The sequence below is a fragment of the Quadrisphaera granulorum genome (assembly GCF_003149145.1).
GTDB lineage: Bacteria > Actinomycetota > Actinomycetes > Actinomycetales > Quadrisphaeraceae > Quadrisphaera > Quadrisphaera granulorum.
This window is the reverse complement of sequence record NZ_QGDQ01000017.1, coordinates 41,126-55,207: the sequence shown is the minus strand read 5'-3', so window position 1 is coordinate 55,207 and position 14,082 is coordinate 41,126. Positions and strand designations below refer to the sequence as shown.

Annotated in this window: 17 protein-coding genes; 10 read left to right on the top strand and 7 right to left on the bottom strand. The window is 74.4% G+C overall.

Features of this window, described 5'->3' with window-relative positions:
* Nucleotides 1-82: 82 nt before the first annotated feature.
* Entirely contained in the window at nucleotides 83-667 is a 585-nt protein-coding gene (locus BXY45_RS13735) for an Asp23/Gls24 family envelope stress response protein (protein ID WP_109775070.1), read from the bottom strand.
* Complete coding sequence (locus tag BXY45_RS13730; RefSeq protein WP_245961817.1) at nucleotides 664-1,356, bottom strand: RNA polymerase sigma factor; 693 nt, start codon at nucleotides 1,354-1,356, stop codon at nucleotides 664-666. The genes BXY45_RS13735 and BXY45_RS13730 overlap by 4 nt, the downstream gene beginning before the upstream one ends.
* A 219-nt stretch (nucleotides 1,357-1,575) precedes the next feature.
* Between BXY45_RS13730 and BXY45_RS13725 the strand changes: the two genes are divergently transcribed.
* The 6 genes from BXY45_RS13725 to BXY45_RS13700 all read left to right on the top strand — a co-directional run bounded on the left by BXY45_RS13725 (nucleotide 1,576) and on the right by BXY45_RS13700 (nucleotide 4,454).
* Complete coding sequence (locus BXY45_RS13725; RefSeq protein ID WP_109775069.1) at nucleotides 1,576-2,052, top strand: Asp23/Gls24 family envelope stress response protein; 477 nt, start codon at nucleotides 1,576-1,578, stop codon at nucleotides 2,050-2,052.
* Nucleotides 2,053-2,059: 7 nt separating this feature from the next.
* Entirely contained in the window at nucleotides 2,060-2,416 is a 357-nt protein-coding gene (locus BXY45_RS13720; protein ID WP_211319564.1) for a hypothetical protein, read from the top strand.
* Between the two features lie 121 nt (nucleotides 2,417-2,537).
* Nucleotides 2,538-2,729, top strand: coding sequence for a DUF2273 domain-containing protein (locus BXY45_RS13715; protein ID WP_245961816.1), 192 nt, complete (start codon nucleotides 2,538-2,540; stop codon nucleotides 2,727-2,729).
* 38 nt (nucleotides 2,730-2,767) lie between these two features.
* Complete coding sequence (locus tag BXY45_RS13710) at nucleotides 2,768-3,262, top strand: Asp23/Gls24 family envelope stress response protein (RefSeq protein WP_109775068.1); 495 nt, start codon at nucleotides 2,768-2,770, stop codon at nucleotides 3,260-3,262.
* Complete coding sequence (locus tag BXY45_RS13705) at nucleotides 3,259-3,867, top strand: DUF6286 domain-containing protein (RefSeq protein WP_109775067.1); 609 nt, start codon at nucleotides 3,259-3,261, stop codon at nucleotides 3,865-3,867. The genes BXY45_RS13710 and BXY45_RS13705 overlap by 4 nt, the downstream gene beginning before the upstream one ends.
* Complete coding sequence (locus tag BXY45_RS13700) at nucleotides 3,864-4,454, top strand: hypothetical protein (RefSeq protein WP_109775066.1); 591 nt, start codon at nucleotides 3,864-3,866, stop codon at nucleotides 4,452-4,454. Before BXY45_RS13705 ends, BXY45_RS13700 begins: the two co-directional genes overlap by 4 nt.
* Nucleotides 4,455-4,604: 150 nt before the next feature.
* Here the strand turns inward: BXY45_RS13700 and BXY45_RS13695 are convergent, their stop codons facing one another.
* Both BXY45_RS13695 and BXY45_RS13690 read right to left on the bottom strand, forming a co-directional pair.
* Nucleotides 4,605-6,053 (bottom strand): amidohydrolase, encoded by a 1,449-nt coding sequence (locus BXY45_RS13695; RefSeq protein WP_109775065.1) that lies wholly within the window; start codon nucleotides 6,051-6,053, stop codon nucleotides 4,605-4,607.
* Between the two features lie 116 nt (nucleotides 6,054-6,169).
* Nucleotides 6,170-7,426, bottom strand: a complete 1,257-nt coding sequence (locus BXY45_RS13690) for a 5-(carboxyamino)imidazole ribonucleotide synthase (protein WP_245961815.1) — start codon at nucleotides 7,424-7,426, stop codon at nucleotides 6,170-6,172.
* Between the two features lie 78 nt (nucleotides 7,427-7,504).
* Between BXY45_RS13690 and BXY45_RS13685 the strand changes: the two genes are divergently transcribed.
* Nucleotides 7,505-8,005, top strand: coding sequence for a GtrA family protein (locus BXY45_RS13685; RefSeq protein ID WP_211319562.1), 501 nt, complete (start codon nucleotides 7,505-7,507; stop codon nucleotides 8,003-8,005).
* 25 nt (nucleotides 8,006-8,030) lie between these two features.
* Here BXY45_RS13685 and BXY45_RS13680 read toward each other — a convergent pair whose 3' ends face one another.
* From BXY45_RS13680 to BXY45_RS13670, 3 genes are all read right to left on the bottom strand, one after another.
* Nucleotides 8,031-9,290 (bottom strand): HAMP domain-containing sensor histidine kinase, encoded by a 1,260-nt coding sequence (locus BXY45_RS13680; RefSeq protein ID WP_146211200.1) that lies wholly within the window; start codon nucleotides 9,288-9,290, stop codon nucleotides 8,031-8,033.
* A 14-nt stretch (nucleotides 9,291-9,304) separates the two neighbouring features.
* On the bottom strand, nucleotides 9,305-10,057 hold the full coding sequence (locus BXY45_RS13675) for a response regulator transcription factor (protein ID WP_211319561.1): 753 nt from the start codon (nucleotides 10,055-10,057) through the stop codon (nucleotides 9,305-9,307).
* A gap of 70 nt (nucleotides 10,058-10,127) precedes the next feature.
* On the bottom strand, nucleotides 10,128-11,072 hold the full coding sequence (locus tag BXY45_RS13670) for a biotin--[acetyl-CoA-carboxylase] ligase (protein ID WP_109775112.1): 945 nt from the start codon (nucleotides 11,070-11,072) through the stop codon (nucleotides 10,128-10,130).
* Between the two features lie 81 nt (nucleotides 11,073-11,153).
* Between BXY45_RS13670 and BXY45_RS13665 the strand changes: the two genes are divergently transcribed.
* Genes BXY45_RS13665 through BXY45_RS13655 form a run of 3 tightly spaced genes read left to right on the top strand, consistent with a single transcriptional unit; the run spans nucleotide 11,154 to nucleotide 14,029 of the window.
* The gene (locus BXY45_RS13665; protein WP_109775063.1) at nucleotides 11,154-12,098 is read left to right on the top strand and encodes an SMP-30/gluconolactonase/LRE family protein; all 945 of its coding nucleotides are present in this window, start codon (nucleotides 11,154-11,156) and stop codon (nucleotides 12,096-12,098) included.
* A gap of 33 nt (nucleotides 12,099-12,131) precedes the next feature.
* Nucleotides 12,132-13,778, top strand: a complete 1,647-nt coding sequence (locus tag BXY45_RS13660) for an acyl-CoA carboxylase subunit beta (RefSeq protein WP_245961814.1) — start codon at nucleotides 12,132-12,134, stop codon at nucleotides 13,776-13,778.
* Nucleotides 13,775-14,029: an acyl-CoA carboxylase epsilon subunit gene (locus tag BXY45_RS13655; protein WP_109775062.1), complete on the top strand. Its 255-nt coding sequence runs from the start codon at nucleotides 13,775-13,777 to the stop codon at nucleotides 14,027-14,029. Before BXY45_RS13660 ends, BXY45_RS13655 begins: the two co-directional genes overlap by 4 nt.
* Nucleotides 14,030-14,082 lie beyond the last annotated feature (53 nt).

Here is a 14,082-nt window from a genome sequence, read left to right as displayed (position 1 = left end):
GCGGCTGCTCAGCGGTGCTCCCAGGCGTGCTCACGCGCGACACCCTGCCAGCACCCCGCCCACCGGGTGAACGAGGCGGGGATCACAGGCGGCGCGGGTCGACCTCCACCCCGCCGATGTGCACGTCGACCTCCACCACGGATTCGACGCCGGACCCGTCAGGGGCACGAAGCGCCTCCGGCCCCAGCAGCCGCTCCAGGACGGCCGCGGTGCGGGCGCGCACTTCGTCGGCCACGGCGAGCAGCGGCGATCCGTAGGCGGCGACGACGGCGACGACGATGCGCTCGAGCCGGTCGTCGTCGTCGGTGGAGAGGCGGACGGCGTCGGCCGAGGCATCGGGAAGCGGGTCCAGCGCGCGGCGCACCGCGGCCACCACCACCTCCGACGCCACGGTGAACGACCCGTGGCCGTGCTCGCCGCGCACCGGCGCGGAGGGGCGGAAAGCCCTCATCGCCGCGGCGATGACGTCGCCGCGGACCTGCTCCCAGCCGCGGTCGGTGTGCTGCCGCATGGCCGCTGTCGCGGCGGCCAGGCGCTCAGCACCCAGCCCGGCAGCCGCCGGACCTGGCTGAGCAGCCGGAGCTGGCTCAGCCGCCGGAGCTGGCTGAGCCGCTGGAGCACCGTCCGCTCCGGCCACGGGCTCGGTAGGCCGCTCCTCGCCCGTCATCGCCAGTCCTCCATTGCCACTTCGAGGGACGCGCGGGCCCGCGACAGGCGCCCGCGCACGACGTCTGGGGTTGCGGCGCTGATCTCCGCGATCTCCGCGTACGAGAGGCCCTCGACCTCGCGCAGCAGCCAGGCCGACCGCTGCCCCTCGGGCAGTGTGCCGAGTGCGGCGTCCAGTGCGCGCACGAAGTCCTCCATCTCCACGATGCGCGCCGGGTCGCTGCTCGTGCTGGCGCCCACGCGCGTGCGTAGCTGCTCGTCGTCCACGGGTTTCGGCGTCTTGCGCAGGTGCCGGCTCTGGTGGCGGCGGACGGCGTGGGTGACGAGCGTGAACAGCCACGTCCGCACCTGGGCGCGCCCCTCCCACCCGGGCAGGCCACGCCAGGCGTCGGCGAAGGCGTCCTGCAGGCAGTCGGCGGTCTCGCTGGGGTCGTCGAGCATTCGCGACGCGTAGCGGTGCAGGGCGGGGCCGTGGCGGTCGACGAGCTGGGCGAAGGCCTCGCGGTCGCCGACGCGGGCGCGGCGGGCGAGGACGTCGTCGTCGACAGATGACGATCCGTGCCCCCCGTGCGCCTCGCTGCCCGCAGGTGGGCGGTCGTCGTCGTCGGCGGTAATCGCGAGCTCCTCGGGGCCGTGGTCCGCCGCGCGGACCGTCTCCGGCAGGAGATCACCGCCCCCGGGAGGCGGCAACCGGAACTCGTCGTGCGCGATGCGAACGACTGGGGCACGCTCATCCGGAGGTCGCCGCGATCTGTGACTCAGGTCACACAAAGTCGAGCGTGACGATCCGGCACCACCTGACTCTCACCCTGTGTCGCGCACTTCGGGCACTCCCCCGGAGCCGGCGCACAGATCCGACAGATCACATCGAGGAGCGGCCCACCAGGCCGCAGCGAGGAGGACGGACCCATGTCCCAGACCACCGTGAACCCCAGCACCGCCGTCGCGACCTCCGCCAAGTCGGGCGCGCTGACGGGCTCCCTGGCCAGCACCCAGGGCTCCACCACCATCGCCGACACCGTCGTCTCCAAGATCGCCGGCATCGCCACCCGCGAGGTCAACGGCGTCTTCGCCCTCGGCGGCGGCACTGCCCGCGCCATCGGCGCCCTGCGCGAGCGCATCCCCGGCGCCACCACCAACCACTCCCAGGGCGTCTCCGTCGAGGTCGGCGAAAAGCAGGCCGCCATCGACATCGACCTCATCGCCGAATACGGCGTCGCCATCGCCGACCTCGCCGCCGGCGTCCGCCGCAACGTCATCAGCTCCGTGGAGCGCATGACCGGCCTGGAGGTCACCGAGGTCAACATCGACGTCAACGACGTCCACATCCCCTCCGAGGACGACGACGAGACCGACGTCCCCACCAAGCCCGCCCGCGTCCAGTGAGCTGCTGATGAGCCCGACCAGCCCTGCGGAGGACCACGGCGTCGCTCAAGGGAGCGTCCTCGAGGGGCGCGTCCTGGAACCCGTCGACGTCGTCGCCGGCGCGGTGCTGGCCGTCCCCGGGGTGGCCGCCCTCCACAGCGGTCCCCTGGGGGGAGTCGCCACCTTCCTGCCCGGTCGCCGGGTGGCGGGGGTGGCCCTGCGCGAGGGCGGCACCTCGGTCCACCTCGTGCTCGAGACCACCGCCGATATCCGCGCCACGGCCGAGGCCGTGCACCGCGCGGTGGAGGCCCTCGGTCCCGCCGTTGCCCCGCAGCCGGTCCACGTCCACGTCGAGGACCTCGCGGCTCCCGCGCCCCGCCCGTGAGCCGCGAGGCGGGTCTCGGCGCGGAGCGCGGCACGGACCGCTGACAGCACCGCTCAGATCCGCCCGTTCTCCACCCTGACCGCACCGCCGCGGTCACCCCAGACCGACTCGGAGGAAACCCGTGAACAGCACCATCCCCGCTTCCTGGGCCGCCGCCCTGGCCGGAATCCTGCTCGCCATCGCCGGTGTCTACGGAGGCTTCGCCGGCTTCGTGTTCGCCGTCGTGCTCGGCGCGATCGGCTGGCTCATCGGCGCCCAAGTCGAGGGCCGCGTCGACGTCCTGTCCGCCCTCGGGCGCCGCGGACGCGGCTGACCCTCGTTGAGCGGAGGAACCAGGCGAGCGGAGGAACCATGAGCACCCTCACCCAGACACCCGACCGACCAGCCACGACGCCATCCGAACCGACGGCCGGGCCGGTCACCGACACCGCGGCGACCCAGCTCGCCGAGGCCGGCCAGCGTGGTCACCTGCAGGTGGCCGAGCGTGTGGTCGTCGCCATCGCCCGCGCCGCCGCCATGGAGGTGCCCGGCGTGGCGACCCCCACCCAGGGCCGCGCCGCGTCGAAGGCCGCGGGCCTCGGATCGCAGATCGGCGAGCAGCTCCAGGGCGCCGTCGGGCGCACCCTGCCGCGCGCAGCAGCCCAGGTGGCCGGCCAGCGGGCCCGCATCACCGTCGAGATCGCGCTCATCTGGCCGCACTCGGCGGCCCAGGTGGCCGCAGCGGTGCGCGAGCACGTGGCGGCGCGCCTGGCCGAGTACGCCGCCGTCACCACTGACGCCGTCACCGTCACCGTCTCCAGCGTCGTGCGCGCCCAGCGCACTGCGGGCCTGAGGAGGGTCCAGTGACCACCACGACGACCACACCCACCACGTCGCAGCCCAGCCCCACCCAGGTGGCAAGCCGGGCGGAGGGGCCGCTGCGCCCCGCACCGCTGCCCACGGGCGCCGGCCGGATCGGCTGGCTCGGCCCGCTGCTCGCCGTGCTGCTGATCGGCGTCGCCGTCGTCCTCGGTCAGGACGCCTGGACCCGCCTCGGCGGCGGCCAGAACACCTGGCTGGGATCGGCGATCTCCGGCCTGAACGGGCTGGCGCCCTCGACGGCGCTGGCCGTGCCCGCCGTCGTCGCCGTCCTGCTCGGTCTGGTGCTGCTGCTCACCGCCTTCTCGCGTCGCACGCGCAAGGCTCTCGTGCTGCGCGGTGACCTCGGCGCGCACCTCACCACCCGCGACGTCGCCCGGCTGGCCGCCGGCGCCGCCCGCCAGGTCGACGGGGTGCTCGACGCCTCCGTCACCGCCACCCGCCGCAAGGTCAGCGTCGAGGTCGTCACCACCGGTGACTCCGCCACGGCCGACGCCGTGCAGGGCGACGTCGCGCGGGCCCTGTCCGCGCTCGTCAGCGCACCCCGCGTCAGCACCACCACCAAGACCACAGCCAAGGAGGGAACCCGATGAGCCGCACGGTCGCCGGATTCGACCGCCTGGTCGTCTTCGTGCTGGGGCTGGTCCTCGTCGTCGGGGGCGCCGCGACCGGCGCCTGGGCACTGAACCTGCTCGACGACGTCGGCCTCCCGGCATCGAGCGTGCCGCAGCAGATCTCCACCGGCCCGGTCACGGACGCCGCGGGCCAGCCCTGGTGGGCGTACGCGACCGCCGCGGGCGCCGTCGTCCTCGGGCTGCTGGGGCTGTGGTGGCTGCTCGCGCACATCCCCCACCGCGGGGCGGACGCGCTGCGGCTGCCCGGCTCCTCCGCCGCCGGTGCGCTCGCGCTGGACGGGGACGCCGCCGTCGCGGTAGCCGCCCAGGTGATCGCCGAGGTGCCTGGTGTGCGCTCGGCGAGCGGGCGGATGGTCTCCGAGCGCGGGCAGCTCATCGCCGAGATGAACGTCGTGGCCGACCCCGAGGTCGACCTGGTCGAGCTGGACGCTGCCGTGGTCGAGGTCAGCCGTGACCTGGCCACCGTGCTGTCGCGCTCCGACGTCCGCGGTCGGGTGCACGTGAGCATCGCCCGCAGCTCGAAGGGCCTGGCCCGCGTCGCCTGACCCGCTCTCCCTTTCCCGCACTTTCCGCGGCAAGTGCGCTGTGGCCCCCGTCCATGGCGCACTTGCCGCGGAAAGTGCGTTGGGGTGTGTGGGGGCGAGGGGGACGACGACGGAGACCGCGCTTGCTGGTTGCTGCCGCCGGGACGCAGGTCAGGGCTCGTAGGTCTGGATGCGTCCGCCGTCACGCCGCGTCAGCTCCGCGAGCCGGGGCCGCAGCTCAGCCAGCACGGCGGGAACGTCGATGCTGATCAGGCGCCGGTCTCGCACCACCACTCGCCCGTCCACGATCACGTGCCGGACGTCGCCGGGGCGGGCGGCGTGGACGAGGGTCGCGGCGAGGTCGTGCACGGGCTGCAGGTGCGGAGCCGACAGGTCCAGCAGCGCGACGTCCGCGCGGTATCCGGTGGCCAACCGCCCCACGGCCACATCGCTGCGCGCCCCGTCGGCCGAGGCGGCCGCCAGGTGCAGCGCCTGCGCGCTCTGGGTGGTCGCGTGGTGCAGCACCTGGCGGCTCGTCATCCAGGTCGGATCAGCCTCGCCGCCGAGCGACTTCTGCACCAGGGAGGTGACCTCCAGACTGGCCCACAGGTCGAGGTCGCCGTTGCTCGCGGCACCGTCGGTGGCCAGCCCCACGGGTACGCCAGCGCTGGCCAGAGCGCGGATCGGCGTCGTGGAGTGGGCAGCCTTGAGGTAGAAGCGCGGGCTCGAGGCCACCCCAGCCAGGCCCCGTTCAGCGGCCCGCCCCAAGAGCGGCAGGTCAGCCTCGACGATGCCGGTGCCGTGCGCGATGAGCACCTCGACGTCGAGCAGCCCGGTGCGTTCCAGCACCTGCACCGGGGTGGCGCCGATCCGTTCGAGGCTCGCGTGCGTCTGCTCCAGCGTCTCGGCGGCGTGCAGGTGCACCGGAAGGCCGTGCTCGCGGGCCATCTGGGCAATGGCGGCGAGGTCCGGCTCCGTCACCGTGTACGGCGCGTGCGGCGCCAGGCTGGTGGTGATCCGGCCGCCCGCGGCGTCGCGCTGACGGAGGGCGAAGTCGAGCCCGCGCTCGCGGCCCGCAGCGCCGTCGGAAGAGAAGCAGGCCCAGCCGAGGTCCGCGCGGATGCCGCTGACCTCGACGGCGCGAGCGACAGCATCCATGTGGAAGTAGTGATCGGCGAACGTCGTCGTCCCCCCGAGGAGCATCTCCGCGCAGGCGAGCAGGGCACCCAGCTCCACGTCGCGCTCGGTGAGGTTCGACTCCATCGGCCAGATGCGCTCGTTGAACCACGTGTGGACGTCGACGTCTTCCGCCGATCCCCGGAACAGCACCATGGCCGCGTGCGTGTGGCAGTTGACCAGCCCGGGGACGGCGAGCAACCCGCGCCCGTCGAGCATCTCGCGCGGCGCCAGCGTGTCGCTGGGCTGGCCGGTCAGGCGCTCGTGGCGCTCGGCGGCGGGTCCGACACGCGAGATGACCCCGTCGACGACGTCGATGTCGACGCCCTCGACGAATCCGATGCCATCCGGCCCCTCATCACCGCCGACGCCGTGGACCAGCGCGGTGCACCCCTCGATCCGCAGGTCAGGCGCCGATGCTGCAGGCCGGCCGGGTGGCGTCATCTCCACGCAAGCACCCTGTCACCACTCGGCTCGACTGTCCGCGGTCACCTGCAGCCCAGCACTGGCGCGTGCATATCGCCCATGATCACGGTGATCATGGGCGTTGTGCACACGCGTCAGCCGTCGACGGTGCCGGTGATGTAGTCCGCAGCGTGGGCGGCGCGGGCGCGGACGTCGGCGAGGTCGTCGCCCCAGGCCGTCACATGCCCGATTTTGCGGCCGGGTCGCACGGACTTCCCGTACAGGTGCACCTTCACCGCAGGGTCGCGCGCCATGACGTGCAGGTGGGAGTGGAAGAGGTCGGGGTAGTCGCCGCCGAGGGCGTTGACCATGACCGTCCAGCGGGCGCGCGGCGCCGTGGAGCCGAGCGGCAGGTCGAGCACGGCCCGCAGGTGCTGCTCGAACTGCGACGTCACGGAGCCCTCGATGCTCCAGTGGCCGCTGTTGTGCGGGCGCATCGCCAGCTCGTTGACGAGAAACCGCGAGCTGCCACCGCCGGTGGGCACCTCGAAGCCCTCCACCGCCATCACGCCGGTGACGCCGAGCTCCCCGGCCAGGCGCAGCGCCAGCGCCGTCGCCTCCGCGGCGAGGTCGTCGTCAAGGTCAGGGGCGGGCGCAATGACCTCCCGGCACACCCCACCGACCTGCACGGTCTCCACCACGGGCCACGCGGCGGCCTGCCCGGAGGGCGAGCGCGCCACCATGACGGCCAGCTCGCGGGTGAACTTCACGGCCTCCTCGGCGAGCAGCGGCTCGCCGGCGGCGCGCTCGAGCCAGGCGGCGGCGTCGTCGACCGACCCCACGACGAGCACGCCCTTGCCGTCGTACCCGCCGCGCGGGGTCTTGAGCACCAGCGGCCAGCCGGCGCGCTCGCCGAAGGCGCGCAGGTCGTCAGTGGAGCGGATCTCGGCCCACGCCGGACCGGGCACGCCCATCGCGTCGAGGCGGCGGCGCAGCAGCAGCTTGTCCTGGGCGTGCTCGAGGGCGTCGGGGCCGGGACGCACCGCGACCCCCTCGGCCTCCAGCGCGCGCAGGTGCTCGGTGGGCACCTGCTCGTGGTCGAGGGTGAGGGCGGCGGCGCCCTCGGCGAGGCGCCGTAGGGTGGCGAGGTCGTCCGGGCTGCCGAGCTGCACGTCGGGCACCACCTGCGCCGCCGACTCCTCCGGATCGGTGGCGAGCACCCGCAGCCGCGCCCCGAGGCCCACCGCGGGCGGCACCGTCATCCGGGCGAGCTGGCCGGCGCCGACGACGGCGACGACGGGAAACGTGGTCTCCGTCGCGCCGGCGGTGCCTGCTCGGGCGTCACGGGCCTGGCGGGCGTCGCTGGCGTCCAGGGCCTGGTCAACGGGCGACTCAACGGGCGTGGCGGTCACGGCCCCAGAGGCTAGAGGGTGGCGCCCGGCGTCCGCCTCTCGGCGCGGGCACCCTGCGGTGGCGCCTACCGTGGAGGCGTGGACTTGCTGGCGCGCTCGCGCGGCCTCGGTGCCCGGCTGTGGCACAAGCACAGCCGCGAGCTCGGCGCCTTCGGGGTGGTCGGCGGCATCGCATTCGTCGTCGACGTCGGCCTGTTCAACCTGCTGCGCTTCGGCGGCAGCGGCATCCTGGCCGACCAGCCCCTGACCGCCAAGGTGGTCTCGGCGTCGGTGGCCACGGTGGTCGCGTGGGCCGGCAACCGGTGGTGGACGTTCCGTCACCGCAACCGTCCCGCCGCGCTGCGGGAGCTGGGCCTGTTCGTGGCGATGAACGCTGTCGCGCTGCTCATCGGCCTGGCGGTGCTCGCCACGAGCCACTACGTGCTGGGGCTGCGCGGGCCGCTGCCCGACAACGTCGCCAACCTCGTGGGCATCGCGCTGGGTACGGCGTTCCGGTACGTGGCCTACCGGCTGTGGGTGTTCCGTCGCCCGCGCTCCGCGAAAGTGCTCCGGAAGTCCATGATCACCGCGGGAAAGTGATTGGGAAGCCCGATGATCACGGCGGTCAAGGGGCTTCGCGGAGGAAGATGGCGAAGGTCGCCGGGCGCTGGCTGAGCAGCTCCAGCCGGCCACCCTCGGCCGCCACGAGGTCTCGCGCCAGCGGCAACCCCAGCCCGGTGCTCCCTGCGCCGCTGACCGACCGCTCGAAGATGCGCCCGCTGACGCCCTCCGGCACGCCCGGCCCCTCGTCGCTGACCTCGACCACGACCCAGTCACCGCCGAAGTCACTGCTGACCCGTACGCGCACGCGCGTCGTGCCGCCGCCGTGGGCGAGGCTGTTCTCCAGCAGCACCGCGAGCGCCTGCGCGAGCGGCCCGGCCCCGGCGAGCACCCGCGCTCGCGGCGAGGGCAGCTCGACCAGGAGGTCGCGGCGGGCGCGCTCGTAGGCCGGTCGCCACTCGTCGCGCTGCTGCTCGAGCACGGCGGCGATGACGAGGGGTTCGCGGGGGGCCTCGGCCTGGCGTCGGGCGCGGGCGAGAAGGTCGTCGACGACGCCGGCGAGCCGCTCCACCTGCTCTAGCGCGACCTGCGCCTCGGCGGCGACGGCGGGCTGGTCGGTGGTGGCGAGCACTTCCTCCAGGCGCATCGACAGCGCGGTCAGCGGGGTGCGCAGCTGGTGGCTGGCGTCCGACGCGAACTGCCGCTCCACTGCCAGGCGCGCCTGCAGCTGCTGGGCGCTGCGCACGAGGGCCTGGGCCACGGAGTCGACCTCCTCCACGCCGCTGGGCGGTGGTGAGGTGGGCACCTGCCCGGAGCCGAGCCGTTCGGCGCGCTCGGCGAGGTCTTCGAGGGGACGCACGAGGCGGCGTCCCTGCACGAGCCCGACGGCGGATCCCGCGGCGACGGCGCCCGCCGCCAGACCGCCGACGAGCACCACCAGCTGCGCGTCGGCAGCCCACAGGCTGCCGCGGGAAGCGGTGACCGTCACCGCGATGCCGTCGGCCGGTCCTGCCCTGCCGACCACCGGGGAGCGGGCCCCATCGGGCCCCGCCGTCACGGTCGTGCCGTCGGCCAGGTGCACGACGACGCTGGCCGGCCAGGGACCGTCACGCTGGGTCTGCTGCTCCAGCAGCCGCTCGTCGACGTCGCCGCCGGAGGCCAGCCGGGCACTCACGGCGGCGAAGACGGTGTCGGCCCGGATCTGCACGCTGCTGCGCGCCTGCTCGGTCTGCAGCACCAGCCCGGCCACCGCGAGCGGCAGGCCCAGCAGGAGGACGGCGAGGACGACGGCGGCCATCGTGGCCGCCTGCACCCTGCGGTGCACGGATCAGCCGCGTCTCAGTCGCGTTCGAAGCGGAACCCGACGCCCCGCACGGTGGTGATGAACTGCGGGTCGGCGACGTCGTCGCCGAGCTTGCGCCGCAGCCAGGACACGTGCATGTCGAGGGTCTTGGTGGAGCCGAACCATTCCGAGCCCCACACCTCCTCCATGATCGCGTTCCTGGGGACGACGGTGCCCGCCTCGCGCATGAGCACGCGGAGCAGCTCGTACTCCTTCGCGGCGAGCACGAGCTGCACCTCCTTGCCCGGCTCGAGGGGGTTGCCGGCGTCGTCGACGTCGCCCGGCTTCGTGGTGCGCCACGCCCTGCGCGAGGAGGGGTCCAGCCGCACCCCGCGCGCGGTGAGCTGCACGCCGGCGGCGTCACCGCGGCGCAGCAGCGCCCGGACACGGGCGAGCAGCTCGGCCAGGCGGAACGGCTTGGCCACGTAGTCGTCGGCGCCCGCGTCGAGCCCCACCACGAGGTCGACCTCGTCCGCGCGAGCGGTGAGCACGAGGATCGGCACGGCGAGACCGTCGGCGCGCAGACGCCGCGCGACGTCGAGCCCGTCCATGTCGGGCAGGCCCAGGTCGAGCACCACCAGGTCGAGGCTGCGGCCGGCTGCGCCGATGGCGCCGGCGCCGTCGTGCTGGACGTCGACGTCGTACCCCTCGCGCACCAGTGCCCGAGCCAGCGGCTCGGAGATGGCCGAGTCGTCCTCGACGAGCAGCACGCGCTTCGCACCGGGGTTCGCAGCGGGGGCGGTCTTCACGCCGGCCAGGGTATTGACCCGGTCATGACCCGGTGCGCCGACGCTGGGCAAGCGCCAGTCAGACAGCCGGTCAGCGGACGTGGACGACGTCGCCGGCGCTGACCGCGACCGCCGAGGCTCCGCTGTCACGGTCGCCGTCGCCGTCGCCGTCGCCGCCGTCGTCGTCGCCGTTCCCCTCGGACGCGGTGTCGGGGCGCACGAGGAGGCGGCCGTGGCCGTCGAGCCCCTCCGCGATGCCGTGCAGCTGCTCGCCACCGGGCAGGTGCACGGTGACGCGGCGCCCGAGCGTCGAGCAGGCCTCGGCAGCTCGGGCGGCGAGCCCGCTGCCCGCGGCGTCGCCGTCGGCGGCCTCGAACCGCTCGACCTCGGCGAGCAGCGCCCGCACGAGCGCGCGGACCAGCACGTCGCGGTCGGTGGTGGCCGCGCCCTCCAGGCGCAGCGACGTCGCACCGGTGAGATCGCCGGCGTCGAGCTCTTCGCGGGTCGACGTGGTGTTGACACCCACCCCGACGACGACACCCGCCGGACCTGCCTGGCCGCCGGCTGAGCTGCCGGGCACCACCTCGACGAGGATCCCGCAGAGCTTGCGGCCCTCGACGAGCACGTCGTTGGGCCACTTCACCGTGGCCGGCAGGCCGGCGAGGTCACGGACCATGCCCGTGACGGCCACGCCCGCCGCGAGCGGCAGCCAGCCCCACGCCTCCGGCGAGATCCGAGGCCGTAGCAGCAGCGAGACGGCGACCCCTGAACGCGGCGGCGCGTCCCATCCGCGGCCGAGGCGGCCCCGCCCGCGGGTCTGGGAGTCGGCGGTGATGACCGCCGGGGCGGGCCACCCGGCGGGGTCGGCGGCGGCTCGCGCGACCAGCTCGGCATTGGTCGAGCCGACCTCCTCGAGCACCTCCAGCCGCGCCAGCGGACCCGCGGGCGCCAGCAACGCGGCGCGCAAGGACGGGGCGGCGAGGGGAGGTCGGTCGAGGTCGCTCCAGCGTCCCTGCGGGGTGCTCACCCGCGCCATCCTCGCGCGCACCAGAGCCAGGGAGAGGGCGGGCCGCGCCGCCGGGCTCGTCGCGCGGCATCCACCGTCTAGCGTCGGGGCGTGCCCACCGCCGAGCAGCTGACCGAGCCCATCGCCGAGCACGGGGAGGGCCCGGTCTGGGACGACGACGGCGGCCGCCTGCTCGCCGTCGACCTCGAGCAGGGGGACCTCCTCGCGGTCAGCCCCCAGGGTGACGTGCGCACGCGCCACATCGACGACGTCCTGGCCTGCGTGCGGCCCCGCCGCGAGGGCGGCTGGGTGCTGGCGGCGCGGCGGCAGTTCGCCGTCGTGTCGAGCATCGAGGAGCTGCTGGCGGGACGCGAGGAGCCGCAGATGCTCCCGCCGCTGTGGGACGACCCCGACCTGCGGTTCAACGAGGGCGGCTGCGACCCGCAGGGCCGGTTCTTCTGCGGCTCGATGGCGTACGGCGGCAGCGCGAAGGGCGGGCAGCCGGTCGGGGCGCTGTGGCGGCTCGATGGTGACGGCAGCGCCCGCGTCGCCCTGGGGGGCCTGACCATCCCCAACGGCCTGGGGTGGAGCCCGGACGGGCAGCGGGCTTACCACGTCGACTCGCCGTCGGGCGAGATCGCGCTGCTGCACGTGGCGCCGGAGACGGGCGAGGTGCTCGACCGGGAGCCGTGGGTGCGGTTGTCCGATGCGCTGGGAGACGCCGCTGACGGCGCTGACGGGGCGACCGGCGTGCCGGACGGGCTGGTCGTCGACGCCGAGGGCGGCGTGTGGGTGGCCGTCTACGGCGCTGGCGTCGTCCTGAGGTTCGACGCGAGCGGGGCCTTGAGCGAGCGCGTGGACATCGGCGTCCCGGCCGTCACGGCCTGCACCCTCGGCGGCACGGGTGAAGGTGAGGCAGGGACGCGCGGTGGATCGGTGCTCTACGTGACCACATCGACGCAGGGTGTCGACCTCGCCGCCCACCCGGGCTCGGGTGCCGTGTTCGTCCTCCCTGTCGAGGTGGCTGCGCTGCCTCCTCTTCGCTACGACGGCTGAGGGACGACGGCGCGACGTGGCTACCCTCGCGGGGTGACTGTGATTGACGGGACCGGCGGGACCGACGGCGGCCTCACCACCTCCGCTCGACCCGACCTGCGGACCACCGCGGGCAAGCTGGCCGACGCCCGCGCCCGCCGCGAGGCGACGCTGTCGCCCGGGTCCGCGCGCGCCGTCGAGCGCCAGCACGCCAAGGGCAAGCGCACCGCCCGCGAGCGCCTGGAGGCGCTGCTCGACGAGGACAGCTTCGTGGAGGTGGGCGCGCACTCGCGCGCACTCTGGGGGGATCCGAGCGCCGGGCGCACCGAGCGGCCGCCGACGGACGGCGTCGTCGTTGGTCACGGCACGGTGGACGGGCGCCCCGTCGTCGTCTACTCCCAGGACTTCACCGTCTCCGGCGGGTCCCTCGGGGAGGTGCACGCCTCGAAGATCGTCAAGGTGATGGACCACGCGCTGCGCGTGGGCTGCCCCGTCATCGGCATCAACGACTCCGGGGGCGCCCGCATCCAGGAGGGCGTCTCCTCCCTCGCCGGGTACGGCGACATCTTCCTGCGCAACGTGCGCGGCTCCGGCGTCGTCCCCCAGGTCTCCCTGATCATGGGGCCGTGCGCCGGAGGCGCCGTCTACTCCCCCGCGATCACCGACGCCGTCGTCATGGTCGAGGCGACCTCGCACATGTTCGTCACCGGCCCCGACGTCATCCGGACGGTGACCGGTGAGGACGTCGCCATGGAGGAGCTCGGCGGCGCGCACACGCACAACGCCGTCTCCGGGGTGGCGCACCACATGGCGCCGTCGGAGGACGACGCCATCACCTGGGTCAAGGACTGGCTGGCGCACCTGCCCAGCAACAACCTGTCCGAGGCGCCGGTGCTCGCACCCCTGGACGACACCGACCCGCTGGTCGTCACCGACGCCGACCTCGAGCTCGACGCGCTCGTGCCCGACTCCGCCAACGTCCCCTACGACGTGCACGAGGTGATCGCGCACATCCTCGACGACGGCGAGCTGCTCGAGGTGCAGGACCTGTTCGCCCCCAACGTGGTGGTCGGGTTCGGGCGTGTGGAGGGGCACTCGGTCGGCGTCGTCGCCAACCAGCCCGCGCGGCTGGCGGGAACCCTCGACATCGACGCCTCCGAGAAGGCCGCGCGGTTCGTGCGGCTGTGCGACGCGTTCGGCATCCCGGTGATCACGCTGGTGGACACCCCCGGCTTCCTGCCGGGCACCGAGCAGGAGTGGAACGGCATCATCCGCCGCGGCGCCAAGCTGCTGTACGCCTACGCCGAGGCCACCGTCCCGAAGATCACGGTGATCACGCGCAAGGCGTTCGGCGGCGCGTACATCGTCATGGGCTCCAAGCACCTCGGCGCCGACGTCAACCTCGCCTGGCCGACGGCGCAGATCGCCGTGATGGGCGCGCAGGGCGCCGTCGAGATCGTCCACCGGCGCACGCTGTCGGCGGCCGCGGAGCAGGGGCACGACGTCGCCGCCGTGCGCGCCGGGCTGGTGCAGGAGTACGAGGAGCGCCTCGCCAACCCCTACATCGCGGCCGAGCGGGGCTACGTCGACGACGTCATCGAGCCGTCGACCACCCGCGCGCACGTGGTGCGGGCACTGCGGGCGCTGCGCACCAAGCGCGAGCAGCTGCCCGCCAAGAAGCACGGGAACATCCCGCTGTGAGCGTCTCGGGGGCGGGGTCCTCGGGGGCGGCCGGGCCGTCGGAGGACGACGTCGTCAGGGTCGTCGCGGGAGGCCCGACCGAAGAGGAAGTCGTCGCGCTCGTCGCGGCGCTCGCGGCGGCGGCCTCCGTGCGGGGCTCCAGCGGCGAGCCCGACCCCGGCCCGGACCTGTGGTCCGACAAGGCCACGCTGCTGCGCGTGCCCCCAGCCCCCGGTCCCGGCGCGTGGCGCGCCGCCGCCTGGCGTCGCTGAGCCCCGCCAACGGAGCCCCGTGGACGGAGCCCCGTGGACGGAGCCCCGTGGAC